This window comes from Bacillus sp. FJAT-27251, from assembly GCF_001273925.1.
In the GTDB taxonomy this organism is placed as follows: Bacteria; Bacillota; Bacilli; order Bacillales; family Cytobacillaceae; genus Mesobacillus_B.
In genome coordinates this window covers 1174075-1188469 of sequence record NZ_LIGG01000001.1, presented here as the reverse complement: position 1 = coordinate 1188469, position 14395 = coordinate 1174075, and the positions used below count along the sequence as shown (strand labels likewise).

General features: G+C 48.4%; 14 protein-coding genes. All 14 read right to left on the bottom strand.

Features of this window, described 5'->3' with window-relative positions; translation table 11 throughout:
• Positions 1-633: 633 nt before the first annotated feature.
• Positions 634-2115 (bottom strand): lysine--tRNA ligase, encoded by a 1482-nt coding sequence (gene lysS / locus ADU22_RS05585; RefSeq protein ID WP_053361291.1) that lies wholly within the window; start codon positions 2113-2115, stop codon positions 634-636.
• A 183-nt stretch (positions 2116-2298) separates the two neighbouring features.
• On the bottom strand, positions 2299-3294 hold the full coding sequence (dusB, locus tag ADU22_RS05580; protein ID WP_053361290.1) for a tRNA dihydrouridine synthase DusB: 996 nt from the start codon (positions 3292-3294) through the stop codon (positions 2299-2301).
• A 30-nt stretch (positions 3295-3324) separates the two neighbouring features.
• Complete coding sequence (locus ADU22_RS05575) at positions 3325-3546, bottom strand: helix-turn-helix domain-containing protein (RefSeq protein ID WP_053361289.1); 222 nt, start codon at positions 3544-3546, stop codon at positions 3325-3327.
• Positions 3498-3998, bottom strand: a complete 501-nt coding sequence (gene folK / locus ADU22_RS05570; protein WP_053361288.1) for a 2-amino-4-hydroxy-6-hydroxymethyldihydropteridine diphosphokinase — start codon at positions 3996-3998, stop codon at positions 3498-3500. The genes ADU22_RS05575 and folK overlap by 49 nt, the downstream gene beginning before the upstream one ends.
• Position 3999: 1 nt before the next feature.
• Positions 4000-4365, bottom strand: a complete 366-nt coding sequence (gene folB / locus ADU22_RS05565) for a dihydroneopterin aldolase (protein ID WP_502688733.1) — start codon at positions 4363-4365, stop codon at positions 4000-4002.
• Positions 4352-5191, bottom strand: a complete 840-nt coding sequence (gene folP / locus ADU22_RS05560) for a dihydropteroate synthase (RefSeq protein ID WP_053361286.1) — start codon at positions 5189-5191, stop codon at positions 4352-4354. Before folP ends, folB begins: the two co-directional genes overlap by 14 nt.
• A 13-nt stretch (positions 5192-5204) precedes the next feature.
• Positions 5205-6065, bottom strand: coding sequence for an aminodeoxychorismate lyase (gene pabC, locus ADU22_RS05555; RefSeq protein WP_053361285.1), 861 nt, complete (start codon positions 6063-6065; stop codon positions 5205-5207).
• 1 nt (position 6066) lies between these two features.
• Positions 6067-6675, bottom strand: a complete 609-nt coding sequence (gene pabA, locus ADU22_RS05550; RefSeq protein WP_053361284.1) for an aminodeoxychorismate/anthranilate synthase component II — start codon at positions 6673-6675, stop codon at positions 6067-6069.
• The gene (gene pabB / locus ADU22_RS05545; RefSeq protein ID WP_053361283.1) at positions 6672-8087 is read right to left on the bottom strand and encodes an aminodeoxychorismate synthase, component I; all 1416 of its coding nucleotides are present in this window, start codon (positions 8085-8087) and stop codon (positions 6672-6674) included. The genes pabA and pabB overlap by 4 nt, the downstream gene beginning before the upstream one ends.
• A gap of 113 nt (positions 8088-8200) precedes the next feature.
• Positions 8201-9124 (bottom strand): cysteine synthase A, encoded by a 924-nt coding sequence (gene cysK, locus ADU22_RS05540; RefSeq protein ID WP_053361282.1) that lies wholly within the window; start codon positions 9122-9124, stop codon positions 8201-8203.
• Positions 9125-9293: 169 nt separating this feature from the next.
• Positions 9294-10160: a peptidyl-prolyl cis-trans isomerase gene (locus ADU22_RS05535; RefSeq protein ID WP_053361281.1), complete on the bottom strand. Its 867-nt coding sequence runs from the start codon at positions 10158-10160 to the stop codon at positions 9294-9296.
• Between the two features lie 19 nt (positions 10161-10179).
• Positions 10180-11058: an Hsp33 family molecular chaperone HslO gene (hslO, locus tag ADU22_RS05530; protein ID WP_053361280.1), complete on the bottom strand. Its 879-nt coding sequence runs from the start codon at positions 11056-11058 to the stop codon at positions 10180-10182.
• 26 nt (positions 11059-11084) lie between these two features.
• A complete protein-coding gene (locus ADU22_RS05525) occupies positions 11085-11861 on the bottom strand; it encodes a type III pantothenate kinase (RefSeq protein WP_053361279.1) in 777 nt (258 codons plus the stop codon).
• 498 nt (positions 11862-12359) lie between these two features.
• Positions 12360-14330 (bottom strand): ATP-dependent zinc metalloprotease FtsH, encoded by a 1971-nt coding sequence (ftsH, locus tag ADU22_RS05515; RefSeq protein ID WP_053361277.1) that lies wholly within the window; start codon positions 14328-14330, stop codon positions 12360-12362.
• Between the last annotated feature and the right edge of the window lie 65 nt (positions 14331-14395).

Below are 14395 nucleotides of genomic sequence, written 5' to 3'. Positions count from 1 at the left end.
GTGAGCCGTTACCTCACCAACTAGCTAATGCGCCGCGGGCCCATCTGTAAGTGACAGCCGAAACCGTCTTTCAGCATTCCATCATGTGAGGAAATGAATTATCCGGTATTAGCCCCGGTTTCCCGGAGTTATCCCAGTCTTACAGGCAGGTTGCCCACGTGTTACTCACCCGTCCGCCGCTGACCATCGGGAGCAAGCTCCCTCAAGTCCGCTCGACTTGCATGTATTAGGCACGCCGCCAGCGTTCGTCCTGAGCCAGGATCAAACTCTCCAATAAAGAGTATGAGTAAGCTCATAAAATAAAACGTTGGCTCATGTCTTCTATAGTAGAAGGCATGAATATTATTGTTTTGTTGACGCTTGTTTGTTTAGTTTTCAAAGAGCAATTTTTCATTGTTACTTCTTGTGAAGCAACTCTTATATATTATCAGTTTAAAGAACTGATGTCAACAAGTTTTTTTATCATTTAACTTGCCGGCTTGCTGTCTCGCAGCAACAGATATTAATATACCACCGTTATTATGTGATGGCAATATCTTTTTGTAATTTTTTTGTCTCCGATTTGAAATAAAAGTATTCACACAACTCCATATAAAAAAAGAGCAAAGCGAATTCGCTTTGCCCTTTTTAATCTTATCGATGACGCATTAATGGGAATAACAGAACGTCACGGATTGATGGCGAGTTTGTCAGAAGCATGACAAGCCTGTCGATTCCAATTCCCAATCCGCCGGTTGGAGGCATTCCGTATTCCAGCGCTTCAATGAAATCCTCATCCATTTCATGCGCCTCATCATTGCCTTGCTCTTTTTCTTTCAACTGTGCTTCAAAGCGCTCGCGCTGATCGATTGGATCGTTCAGCTCCGTAAATGCATTAGCATGCTCACGGGCAACAATGAAGAGCTCGAAGCGGTCTGTGAAGCGAGGGTCCTCATCATTCTTTTTAGCAAGCGGAGAAATTTCAACCGGATGGCCATAAATAAACGTTGGCTGGATGAGTTTCTCTTCTACCTTCTGCTCAAAGAATTCATTAACGATATGACCATATTGCATATGCTCGGTAATTTCGACTCCGTGCTCCTTGGCAAGCTGGCGCGCTTCTTCGGTGCTCGTTTCTTTCCAGAAGTCTACCCCTGTATATTCCTTGACCGCGTCCACCATATGGAGCCTTTTCCACTCTGGTTTAAGGTCAATTTCATGATCCCCATACTGGACGGTAGTTGTTCCAAGGACTTCCTGGGCAACATGGGCAATCAGGTTTTCAGTGAGGGACATGATATCGCGATAGTCTGCATATGCTTCATACAGCTCAATCATGGTGAATTCAGGATTATGCCTGGTGGATACTCCTTCATTCCGGAACACTCGCCCTATTTCGTACACTTTCTCCATCCCGCCGACAATCAGCCTTTTTAAATGGAGCTCAATCGCGATGCGCATATACAGAGTCATATCCAACGCATTATGGTGGGTAATGAATGGACGGGCAGATGCTCCGCCGGCAATCGAATGCATCATCGGCGTTTCCACTTCCAGATAGCCTTGGTCGTCAAGGTAGCGCCTCATCGCCTGGATGATCCGGCTGCGGTTAATGAAGGTCTGCCTGCTTTCATCACTAACAATAAGGTCAAGGTAACGTTGGCGGTAGCGCTGCTCAATATCCTTCAAACCGTGGAACTTGTCAGGCAGCGGGCGCAAAGCTTTTGTCAAAAACACAAAATCAGTAACTTTAATGGACAGTTCCCCAACCTTGGTTTTGAAAAGAGTGCCTTCAACCCCGACGAGGTCTCCAAGGTCGGCCTCATTAAAGATGGCATACTGCTCCTCGCCTACGGCATCCTGGCGCACATAAATCTGAATTTGCCCGGTCAGGTCTTTCAGATGGGCAAATCCCGCTTTCCCTTTGCCCCGCTTGGTCATAATCCGGCCGGCAATTTTAACAGCCACCTCATTTGAGTCAAATGCTTCCTTTTCAAGTTCTCCATATTTCTCAACGAGCTGCTTTGTATCGTGGCTCCTTTCGAAGCGTTTGCCGAAGGGATCAAGTCCTTTTTCCCTGAGGGCATTCATTTTCTCTCTTCTGACCTGCAATTGGTCATTTAATTCTTCACTCATTTATTTTCACTCCAATGGTTGAATTGTTGTATGTAAGCCTTGAATAGATACTTTTATTATTTTACACAAAAGAGACGGTTCAGACATCATAAAATGCATATATACAAAAAAACTGCCAGTCTTCCACTGGCAGCCGTTGTCAATTACATTGGTATTATAGAAAAACAGCCTTGGAATGTCAAATTAAACCGCCTGTGATTCTGCCGCAGCCTCCACTTCATTTGCATGATTGGTGAGCAGAGTCACAAGTTCGTCGCGTGTATTGCACTCGTTAACAAGGCTGCGGATTTTCCCATTTCCCGCGACACCCTTAAGATACCATGCTGCATGCTTGCGCATTTCGCGAACGGCGATATGTTCATTCTTCAGGGCAATCAGGCGGTCAAGATGGAGGATGCATACATCCATCTTTTCACGAGCAGATGGCTCGTCCATCAATTCACCAGTCTCAAGATACTTAACCGTCCTGTAAATCATCCACGGATTGCCCAGTGCCGCACGGCCAATCATCACGCCGTCAGCACCTGTTTCATCCAGCATTCGTTTTGCATCCTGCGGTGTCTGTACATCCCCATTGCCAATCAGCGGAATGCTGATGGATTGCTTCACTTCACGGATGATGTCCCAGTTGGCGTTTCCTTCGTACATTTGAACACGGGTCCGGCCATGAAGGGCCACCGCGCTGCCGCCTGCACGTTCAACCATTTGGGCATTTTTCACGGCATAGATATGATCCTCGTCCCAGCCTATACGCATTTTGACCGTAACAGGCTTGTCTACAGCATCGACTACAGCCGCCACCATATCATAGATTTTGTCGGGATCAAGAAGCCATTTCGCTCCGGCATCGCATTTTGTGATTTTGGGAACCGGACATCCCATATTAATATCAATTATCGCGGCATTGGTATTTTTGTCGACGAACTGGGCCGCCTGTACAAGTGTTTCTTTTGCACCGCCAAAGATTTGCAGGCTGAGAGGATATTCGCGATCATCAATAAACAGCATATCCATGCTTTTTTCATTTTGGAACACAATGCCCTTGTCACTTACCATTTCCGCACATACAAGGCCTGCACCGAATTCTTTGACTGTCAGCCGGAAAGCAGAATTGCATACTCCGGCCATCGGTGCAAGGACGACCGGGTTGTCTATTTGAACATCTCCGATTTTAAGCATCATTCTACCTCCCGCTCTTCATTCTATTATTTAACGATTGTTCTTTTCCCCGGGAGGTGCGAGTTCTTCCACGCTGATATCCAGCATGCAGGCAACCAGGCTGCGAAACGATTCGTCCGGCATCCTGTTGCCTCTCTCTATTTCTCCCAGCACGGAAACCGAAACCCCAAGCTCTTTTGCAAAACCTTCCTGTGTAAAACCCTTCAGTTTTCGAAAAGCGCGAATACGTCTTCCCCATTTTTCCGCTTCCATATTCGGACTCCTTCTATGTCGGTTATACTGTCACTGCCTGGCAGTGACACAGAATCAATCTCCAATAATGGAATCATGACAAAGGCACGCTCCTGCATACGCGGATGCGGGACTGTCAGTTTCTCCGAGTTAATATTCTCTTGATTATACAGCAATATGTCAAGGTCCAGAGTCCTTGGACCCCACCTTACTTCCCTTTTTCTCCCAAGTTCTTCCTCAATTTTATTGACAGCGCCCAGCAAATCAAGTGGGCCCAAACCAGTCCGGACCTTGACCACCATGTTTAAAAACGCATCCTGATTCGTATAGCCTACCGGATCGGTTTCATAAATGGAAGAAGTATTTACCACTTCTATTTTTTCATGCCGGTGCAGAAGCTCAACAGCTCTCCCAAGATACCCAAAACGGTCTCCTAAGTTGGACCCTAATGCAAGATAGGCGATATTGTCCATTTTACCGGCTCCTCGTAATTTCTACAGCTACTGATTCGTAATGCCCTTGGATAGGAGGGTCCGGCTTAATGACGGTAACATGGCAGACTGCCACTGCGTTATAGTTGCTTAAGACCGCGGAAGCAATCTTCTCCGCTACTGCTTCAACGAGCTTAAGGGGCTCGCCTTCGACTACATCCTTGCAGATTTGATACAGCTCGGCATAGTTGATGGAATCCTCAAGCCTGTCGCTTTTGCTTGCTGCAGACAGGTCTACTTCCACCGTAAGGTCAACCGCAAAGCGCTGACCAAGCTTCGTTTCCTCAGGGAAAACCCCATGATATCCATAAAAACCCATTTTTCTAAGGTGGATTTTATCCACGGCCATCACCCTTTCCGAGCAGCGCATCCATCATTCTGGCCATCCGGGCCATTTCTTTTACATCATGGACCCTGACGATATGGCACCCCTTTTGAATGCCGTAGCAAACAGTAGCACCAGTCCCTTCCATGCGTTCGTTGACAGGGAGATCAAGAACTTGTCCGATGAAACCTTTTCTTGAAGTTCCCAGCAGCACAGGATAGCCAAGGGCAGCCATTGTATCCAAATGACGCATGATTTCGATATTCTGATCAAAGTCCTTCGCAAACCCGATCCCGGGGTCCAAGATGATTTTTTCCGGCTTCACCCCTGCAATTCTCGCCAAGCCGATGCTTTTGTAAACATCATTAAGCACATCACGGACAAAACGGGAATAGTCGCGGTTGTCCCGGTTATGCTGGAGGATAATCGGAACATCATACTGTGCCGCTACTTTGGCCATCTCGGGGTCGGCCTTAACGCCCCATATATCATTGATGATATGAGCTCCTGCCTTCAGCCCCGCTTCCGCAACTTTGGATTTATACGTATCGACCGATATGGCTACATCAATATTTTTTGAAATCGCCTCGATGACCGGCACGATCCGCTCAATTTCTTCCTCATCGGAAATCCTGGTATACCCCGGCCGGGTGGATTCACCGCCGATATCAATGATATCCGCTCCATCTTCCTTCATTTTGCCTGCATGCTGCAGCGCCGCATCAATTCGTGCATACTTTCCGCCATCTGAAAAGGAATCTGGGGTGGCATTCAAGATTCCCATGATCAGCGTCTTTTTTTGGTAATCCAGCTCATACGGCCCCGCCTGTATCACTTGCTTTTGTTCCATATGTTAAAACCTCCTATTGCAAACTGTTTCTATTCCAAAGTTTCCTCCGGTTTTCCCCATATAGCCTTGATAATGCCTTTACGACCCTGCCCTCTTTCCCAGGAAATGTTCTCTTTCCAAACATGGAAACAGGCACAACCTCCTGGATGGAATTGGTTACAAACAGCTCCTCTGCCTCCAGCAATGCCTCTTGATGATAAAAGCCTTCCTGCACTTCCAATTGCAGTTTACCTGCCAGCTTCATCACAAATTGACGTGTAATGCCGTTGAGGATCCCCGTCTCGACTGACGGCGTAAAAAGGGTTTCACCATCTGTCCAGAACAGGTTGGAGACAATCCCTTCAGCTAGAAAGCCCTCTCTTGTCAGGAAAATGCCCTCCACTTCGGAGGTTGCTCCGAGCTCCCGTTTCGCGAGAATATTATTAAGATAGTGGTGCGATTTTAGGCGGATGTCTCCTTCCGGGGTATTCCGCTTAAGGTTTAGCAAAACCAGTTTCTTTTCCACCATTCCGGAAGACGTTCCGAGCGGCTTCATAAAAACAAGGAGATTGGGATGCTCATACAGCGCAGTCTGCAGCCCGATCTCTCCTACCCCTGCCGAAACATTCATCCGGACATAGGCATTCTCCAATGAATTGGCTGCCAGGAGCCCCTTCAATATCGGCAAAACTTCGTGCCGACGGTATTCCGCTTTGATTCCCAAGGTCCTCAGGCCCTCATTAAGCCGGACCAGATGGTCATCCAGCAGAAAAGGATGTCCACCATAGATGCGGAATGTCTCAAATAGCCCCAGCCCGTATAAAAAACCATGGTCGAAAGGTGAAATTTTCACTTCATCACCGCTGATATATTCTCCGTTTGCAAAGACAATCAAGTTATTCAGCACCCTTGCCTGCCAGGACGGGGTTTTTATTGGCCCCATAGGCATCGATAAAGTTGCGCAGCAGCTGCTTTCCAGCTGTGGTCAGGATTGATTCGGGATGAAACTGCACTCCTTCCATTGGCAATGTCTTGTGGCGGATGGCCATGATTTCCCCTTCGGCCGTCCACGCAGACACTTCCAGGCAGTCCGGAAGGTTCTCCTTTTTTACAATCAGGCTGTGGTACCGTGCCGCTGGGAAGGGGGATTCAATGCCCTTGAAGATGGTTTTGCCATCGTGATGGACCATGGATGTTTTCCCGTGCATCAGCCGCTCCGCCTGGACCACTTCCCCGCCAAACACCTGTACAATCGCCTGGTGGCCGAGACAGACGCCAAACACCGGCAGCTCGCCTGCATACTGCTCGATCGCCTGGAGGCTGATACCCGCCTCATTGGGCGAGCAAGGCCCGGGCGAAATCATGAGGTATTTAGGCTGGATTTCCGCAATATCGCCTGTTGTCAGCTGGTCATTGCGGATGACTTTCAATTCTTCCCCCAGTTCTCCAAGATACTGTACGAGATTATAGGTAAAAGAATCGTAATTATCGATCATTAAAATCATGTTTTCTCACCTTTTTCTGATTCTGCCAGTTCTTTTGCCCTCCACAGTGCAAAGGCCTTTTTGAGCGACTCTTTATATTCATTTTGCGGATTTGAGTCGATGACGATTCCGGCCCCTGCCTGGATATGGGCTTTACCTTCCTTGGCAAGCATGGTGCGGATGATGATATTCATATCCATATCACCATTAAATCCAACCCATCCAAGCGACCCTGTGTAGGGCCCTCTTCTGACCGGTTCAAGTTCTTCGATGATTTCCATTGTCCGGACCTTCGGGGCACCCGTGATTGTCCCGCCTGGGAAAACAGCATGGATGACATCATCCCAGTTACTGTCAGGGCGCAGTTCTCCCTTTACATTCGAAACGATATGCATAACATGGGAGTATTTCTCAATTACCATGAACTCATCCACTTCAACAGTGCCATACTGGCATACCCTTCCCAGGTCATTTCGCTCCAGGTCGACAAGCATAACATGTTCCGCCCGTTCTTTTTCGTTATGGATTAACTCTGCAGCAAGTCTGGCATCGTCCAATTCATCCCGGCCCCTCGAACGCGTTCCCGCAATCGGGCGGGTGCTCACTTCCCGTCCCTTTTTCTTTACCAGCAGCTCAGGCGATCCGCAGACCAGCTGAAAATTTTCAGTATGATAGTAGCCCATATAGGGAGAGGGGTTGAACTCTCTCAGTTTACGATACACATCGAGAGGGTGGGCTTCCAGCGGCCGGGTCTGCCTGACAGAAAGGTTGACCTGAAAGACATCTCCCTGGGAAATATAGTGCTGAATCTTTTGAACCGCATCGATGAACTGCGATTCACCCATGGAAACCTCCAGCTCTTCCTCCGCTGAAACCCGCTGGGGCAAATGGCCGGATTCCCCTGTCTCGGTCCATCTCTTGAGCCAGTCTTCCGCTTTTTGCTCAGCCGCTTCCTCCCGGCCCTCTTCTGCAAGCAGCATGATCCAAAGCTGCTTGGTCACATGGTCAAATACAAACCACTGGTCAAATACAAAGAAATGGACTTCAGGAATCGCCAGATCATCAGCACCTACTTGCGGGAGCTTTTCAATGGAACGGGCATAATCATAGCTGATAAAACCGATGGCCCCTCCCCGGAAATCTGGCAGGATCTCATCTGCTGTTTCCACCTGATATGTCTCCATCCACTTTTTCATCTCGGCCAGCAAATTTCCGTAAAGCTTGGTTGTGCCATGCTGGTCCCTGACAGTCAGCTCCCTGTCTTTTCCTGTTAAAACCGCCGCCGGACCAAAGGCTGCCACGGAATAGGTACCGCCCCTGCCGCTTTCGAGCAGCACATGTTCTTTAAAATCTTTTGCTATAATTGCATACTGGTGAAAAAGTCTGTCATGCTCATATGCAAGCTTTTTATAATAAATACCATATTTCGGCATCGTTTGCACCCCTATTAATTGTCTCCCTATCATCATACATGAAGCTTGGGCTTGTTTCCTATTTTTCCACAAAAAAAGAGGCACGCCCGAAGGCATGCCTCTTCACGAACATCTTAGTCAAATTGATAAAGCGGTGTGCTTAGGTAGCGTTCGCCGTTGCTCGGGATGATAGCAAGCACCTTTTTGCCTTTTCCAAGCTTCTGGGCTACTTGCAGTGCAGCATAGATGGCTGCGCCTGAGGAGATTCCCCCAAGAATGCCTTCTTCCTTCGCTGCGCGGCGGGCATATTCAAATGCCTGCTCGTTCTGCACCTGGATGATTTCATCATAGATCCCGGTATCGAGGACATCCGGCACAAAACCCGCACCGATTCCCTGGATTTTATGTGGTCCGGGCTTTCCGCCGGAAAGTACCGGAGAATCTGTAGGCTCTACAGCCACAATCTGGATTCCTTCGTACTTTTCACGGAGGACTTTCCCCGCACCTGTAATCGTTCCGCCTGTTCCAATTCCTGAAATAAAGGCATCAAGCTGGTCGCCCATTTGCTCGACAATCTCAGGTCCGGTTGTTCTCTCATGGACAATCGGGTTGGCTTCGTTTTTAAACTGCTGAGGCATGAAGTAGCCGTTTTCCTTTGCCAGCTCTTCCGCCTTGCGGATCGCACCGCCCATTCCTTCTGGCCCTGGAGTCAGGACAAGTTCTGCGCCATATGCCCTTAAAAGATTGCGGCGCTCCATGCTCATTGTTTCCGGCATGACAAGAATTGCTTTGTATCCTTTGGCAGCAGCCACCATTGCAAGGCCGATTCCCGTATTGCCGCTTGTTGGCTCAATCAGGGTGTCTCCTGCTTTAAGCTTTCCGCTTTCTTCGGCTGCTTCAATCATCGCCAAAGCAATACGGTCTTTAACACTGCTCCCCGGGTTCATGTATTCCAGTTTTAGATACACATCCGCACTGTTCTCGTCTGTCAGGCGGTTCAGTTTAACAATTGGTGTTTGGCCAATCAGTTCCGTAACGGAGTTTGCAATCCTTACCATTTTTATCCCCCTATCATTAATCCGAGTAAATTAATTGGTTTAATTTAAATTTATCAGCCTTTTCAGGTATTGTCAAACATTTTCTGCCAGCATGGAGACCAATTTTAAGCTTAAGTTAGAAAAAAGCACAAACCATTTCTGATTCATGCTTTTTAAATTAGTTTTTTTCCTATTTCCCGTAAAACCAGCTGACTTCCGCTTCGGACCAGAAGTTCCGCGCTGAAACCGGAAGATCCATTTGCTCCACCGCCATCTGCCTGCGCACCCGGTCTTTGACTTCCGAAAATGCGTATTTCTTCCCTTCCACTTTCTCATGCAGATAAACGATGCCATAACCGGTCTCGAGCTTGATAGGTCTGCTCCAGCTTTGTTCTTTCATGCCTCGGACTTCGGCAAGGACCTCGGGTTCCACTCGTTCGCTTTCCTCACTCACAAACCCGAGTTCTCCCCCCTGGTTGGCGGAAAACTCGTCCAAGGACCGCTCCATGGCCAGGGCGGAAAAGCTGGATCCTTCCTCAAGCTCCTTAATCGTCTGCTGTGCTTCTTCCTCACTTTTCACAATGATCTGTGATAAACGGTAGGCAGCCGGAATCTCAAATAAGCTCATGTTTTGGCGGTAGTACTCTTCCAATTCTTCCTCCGAAAAAACAGCATCCTTGGTCAGCAGTTCCTCAAGCATCAAGCCAAGCTTCACCTGTTTCTGCCATTGTTCATCGTCAAAATTCTGGCCCTGCGGCCCATAGAGCACCTTATACATCGTTAATTCCTGTTCAACATCAGTATCCGAGACCTTGATTTTATATTTGTCCGCCATTTTTTCAATGACCTTCTGATCCACCAAATTCCGCAGGGTTTCTTCCCCATACCTTGCTTCCATTTCCCCCAGCCATTCCTGCCTGGTGATTTCTTCCTTTCCGACCGTGGCAACAGTTTCCTTTCCTGCTCTGTAATCCGGCCGCGACAGGAAGAAAGAAAGTGTCAGGACATTAAGGATAACTAAAGCAACAACGGCCATCAAGAGCTGTCTTTTCCCCAATTTGTCTTCCCCCAGGTTTTTATTGCGCCTGATTCATCATTTCTGTCAATTCAGCTTTATCAAATACATATTTTTCGTTGCAGAAATGGCACTGGGCCTCCGCCTGGCCTTCCTTGGCAATCATGTCCTCGATCTCTTCCGCGCCAAGGCTGATAATCGCGCTTCCAAAGCGGTCCTTCGAGCACTTGCATTTGAATGAAACAGGAATAGTCTCAAGGAATGTCACATTTTCCTTCCCCAAAACCTGCTCGAGAAGTTCTTCAGGAGTCAATCCTTTCTCAATCAGTTTTGATACAGGCGGAATTTCCTTTAACCTACGCTCAATCTCGTCAATCGTTTCTTCGGCGGCCCCAGGCATCAGCTGGATAATGAAGCCCCCGGCAGCCAGAATGCTGTTGTCCGGGTTTACAAGCACGCCCACCCCAACGGATGATGGAAGCTGTTCCGAAACCGCAAAGTAATAGGTGAAGTCCTCGCCCAGCTCGCCAGACACAATCGGCACCTGGCCAGTGAAGAAGTCACGAAGGCCGATGTCCTTTACAACTGATAGCATTCCCTCGGTGCCCACAGCAGCCCGGACATCAAGCTTCCCTTGCTCATTCAAGTCAAAGTGGACATGCGGGTTGGAGACATAGCCCCTGACATCCCCTTTTGCATTGCTGTCGACAAGAATGACCCCAATCGGGCCTCCGCCCTCGACCTTGATCGTCAAGTTATCATCACCTTGCAGCATCGCACCCATCATGACACCCGCCGACATTGTGCGGCCGAGTGCTGCCGATGCAACCGGCCATGTATAATGCCTCCTTTGCGCTTCAGCTACTGCTTCTGTCGTCCTGACAGCATAGGCTCTCACTTGTCCGTCAAAAGCCAATCCTTTTACCAAATAATCATTCATTAGTCTGCTCCTTTCTCGTCGGTGTACTATTTTGCCATATCAAGATTCCGCTCGTAAATAAGCTGCAATCCTTTTAAGGTCAAGTATGGGTCGACAATGTCAATTACGCTGGATTCGTCCGCAATGAGGCCTGCAAGCCCTCCCGTGGCAATCACAGTCGGGTCAATATCCCCTTTAGCTTTCATCCGTTTAACTATTCCCTCTACCTGCCCGACATATCCGTATAAAATCCCCGCCTGCATGGCAGAAACGGTGTTGCGCCCGATAATGTCATCCGGCCGGGTAATTTCAATCCTCGGCAGCTTGGCTGCTCTTGAGTATAGAGCCTCCGTGGAGATGCCGATGCCAGGCGCAATCGCCCCGCCCATATACTGTTTCTTGTCATTTATATAGCAATAAGTGGTTGCCGTTCCGAAGTCAACAATGATCAGCGGACTGCCGTATTCATGGATGGCAGCCACCGCATTCACAATCCGGTCAGCACCTACCTCGCGTGGATTATCATACTTGATGTTCAAGCCTGTTTTGATTCCAGGGCCGACAACCAATGGTTTTATATCAAAATATTTTTGGCACATTCTTTCAAGCGCAAACATGATCGGCGGCACGACCGAGGATATAATAATGCCATTAATGTCGGAGGAAGACAGGCCAGCATGGTCGAATAAAGCCTTTATCGTCATGCCATATTCATCTTCACTTCGATTCCGGCTTGTCTCAATCCGCCAATGATGCTTTAGTTCATCCTGTTTATATACCCCCAATACGATATTCGTATTGCCCACATCTATAACAAATATCAAGTATCTCACCACTTTACGAAATTTTTCAGACAGAAAACACTGCCAACATCATACCATAATCTTCAAAAACCAAAAAGGAAAAGCGCAGGCGCCCGCTCGATCGCTTTTTATTGTCTGTTTTCCTCGTTCTATTTGCTGCTTTCGCATTTCTATTTGCTGATTTCGTAATTTCATTTGCCGTTTCTGGGTTTCTATTTGCCGATTTCGCACTTCTATTTGCCGTTTCCCCGCTTCTATTTGCCAGGACACCTTTCTATTGTCCGGTTTCCTGATTCTATTTGCCGATTTCGCACTTCTATTTGCCGTTTCCCCGTTTCTATTTGCCAGCGCACCTTTCTATTGGTCGATTTACTCATTCTATTTGCCGCTTCCGCACTTTTATTTGCCGTTCACCCCGTTCTATTTGCCGAATTCCCTGTTCTATTGTCCTCCCGGTTATAATTTCAGCAATAAATACCCAAACAGAAAAAAGACGCCCTGTTAAGAGCGTCTCTTTCGTTATTCTTTAGGCTTATCTTCGTTCGGAGTGTTTTCGGAAGCCTCTCCGGAGTTTTCGTCTTTCTTCGGAGCTGTTTCATCCTTTTTGGAGTTGATGGTGACTTTGACGTCGTCTCCTGCATCGACAGTTACTGGCCCACTGCGGTCAGGAAGCTTGCCATGGTCTGCTAGGTGCCTGATTTGTTCCTCATCCAGGGTTTCTACCTCGAGGAGTGTGTTGGCAATCAAGTCAAGCTTGTCACGATGCTCTGTAAGAATTTGCTTCGCTCTTGCATAACAGTCCTTGATGATACGCTGGATTTCCAAGTCGATTTCATATGCAATCGCATCGGAATAATTCTGTTCATTATGAAGGTCGCGGCCAAGGAAAACCTGCCCGCCCTGGGCCTGGCCAAACTGGAGCGGCCCAAGCTTGTCGCTCATTCCATACTCTGTTACCATCTTTCTCGCGATGCCTGTCGCTCTCTGGAAGTCGTTATGGGCGCCTGTACTTACCTCGCCAAAGACGATTTCTTCCGCGACGCGGCCGCCGAGGAGCCCGGTGATCTTATCAAGAAGCTCTGGCTTCGTCATGAAATAACGATCTTCCTTTGGCAGCATAACCGCATACCCGCCAGCCTGGCCGCGAGGTACGATGGTTACCTTGTGGACAATGTCGGCCTCATCAAGCACAAGCCCGATGACGGTATGCCCTCCTTCGTGGAAAGCAACGATATTCCGTTCCTTCTTGGAAATGACGCGCGTCTTTTTGGCAGGCCCTGCAATGACGCGGTCGGTTGCTTCATCGATATCTTCCATCTCGATTTTCTTCTTGTTTTGGCGAGCCGCGACGAGGGCTGCTTCATTAAGAAGGTTCTCGAGGTCGGCACCGGAGAAGCCCGGTGTCCGCTGTGCGATCGCCCTCATATTGACCGATTCGGCCAAAGGCTTATTGCGTGCATGCACTTTCAGAACAGCCTCACGTCCATTGACGTCCGGACGGTCAACGGTGATCTGGCGGTCAAAGCGGCCTGGGCGCAATAGCGCAGGGTCGAGGATATCAGGACGGTTTGTTGCCGCTACAATGATGATTCCTTCGTTGGCCCCAAAGCCATCCATTTCAACAAGCAATTGGTTCAGCGTCTGTTCACGTTCATCGTGTCCGCCGCCGAGGCCCGCACCACGCTGGCGCCCAACTGCATCGATCTCATCAATGAAAATAATACAAGGCGCATTCTTTTTCGCATTTTCAAACAAGTCACGAACACGGGAAGCACCGACACCGACAAACATCTCGACGAAGTCGGATCCGCTGATCGAGAAGAACGGTACGCCCGCCTCGCCGGCAACCGCACGGGCTAGCAATGTCTTACCAGTACCCGGAGGTCCCACAAGGAGGATCCCCTTTGGTATCCTTGCACCAAGCTCCGCAAATTTGCGCGGGTCTTTCAGGAATTCGACTACTTCAACAAGTTCCTGCTTTTCTTCATCCGCACCCGCAACATCCTTGAAGCGGACCTTTTTCTTCTCGTCATTATACAGCTTGGCTTTGCTCTTGCCAAAGTTCATGACCCGGCTTCCGCCGCCCTGTGCCTGGTTCAACAGGAAGAAGAATAAAATGAAGATGATGATGAATGGAATGATGGAAGTAAAGAAAGTTACCCAGCCGCTTGTTTCTTTCGCCGGCAAGACTTCAATATCTGCCTGTGCAGCAGCGTCCCTCAGTTCCGCCAGCTGCGCTTCGCTATTCCACACATAAGTCAAAAAGTATTTGCCCTCTTCGTAGCCTTGAAGCTGGCCTCTTATCTCGAACACTCCGCGTTCAGGCTGCAGAGTAAAGTTGGTGACGTTACCCTGTTCAAGTTCGCTGATGAATTCGTCATACTTAATGTGCTCGGTAGGCTGATTGCTCCCATTAAAAAAGCTGACAACCCCTATAATGACTAAAAATATTAATAAATAAAAGATGGTGTTACGGAAAATCCGATTCATCCCTTACCTCCTCCCACAGTAAAACAAACTATACTAAATAGTATCATATGGAAATGCAGCCGCAC

What these genes read in the sequence shown, in the direction of transcription:
- lysS (WP_053361291.1), bottom strand. Translation starts at nt 2,115, where the DNA reads ATGAGTGAAGAATTAAATGACCAATTGCAGGTCAGAAGAGAGAAAATG.
- dusB (WP_053361290.1), bottom strand. Translation starts at nt 3,294, where the DNA reads ATGCTTAAAATCGGAGATGTTCAAATAGACAACCCGGTCGTCCTTGCA.
- ADU22_RS05575 (WP_053361289.1), bottom strand. Translation starts at nt 3,546, where the DNA reads ATGGAAGCGGAAAAATGGGGAAGACGTATTCGCGCTTTTCGAAAACTG.
- folK (WP_053361288.1), bottom strand. Translation starts at nt 3,998, where the DNA reads ATGGACAATATCGCCTATCTTGCATTAGGGTCCAACTTAGGAGACCGT.
- folB (WP_502688733.1), bottom strand. Translation starts at nt 4,365, where the DNA reads ATGGCCGTGGATAAAATCCACCTTAGAAAAATGGGTTTTTATGGATAT.
- folP (WP_053361286.1), bottom strand. Translation starts at nt 5,191, where the DNA reads ATGGAACAAAAGCAAGTGATACAGGCGGGGCCGTATGAGCTGGATTAC.
- pabA (WP_053361284.1), bottom strand. Translation starts at nt 6,675, where the DNA reads ATGATTTTAATGATCGATAATTACGATTCTTTTACCTATAATCTCGTA.
- pabB (WP_053361283.1), bottom strand. Translation starts at nt 8,087, where the DNA reads ATGCCGAAATATGGTATTTATTATAAAAAGCTTGCATATGAGCATGAC.
- cysK (WP_053361282.1), bottom strand. Translation starts at nt 9,124, where the DNA reads ATGGTAAGGATTGCAAACTCCGTTACGGAACTGATTGGCCAAACACCA.
- hslO (WP_053361280.1), bottom strand. Translation starts at nt 11,058, where the DNA reads ATGAATGATTATTTGGTAAAAGGATTGGCTTTTGACGGACAAGTGAGA.
- ftsH (WP_053361277.1), bottom strand. Translation starts at nt 14,330, where the DNA reads ATGAATCGGATTTTCCGTAACACCATCTTTTATTTATTAATATTTTTA.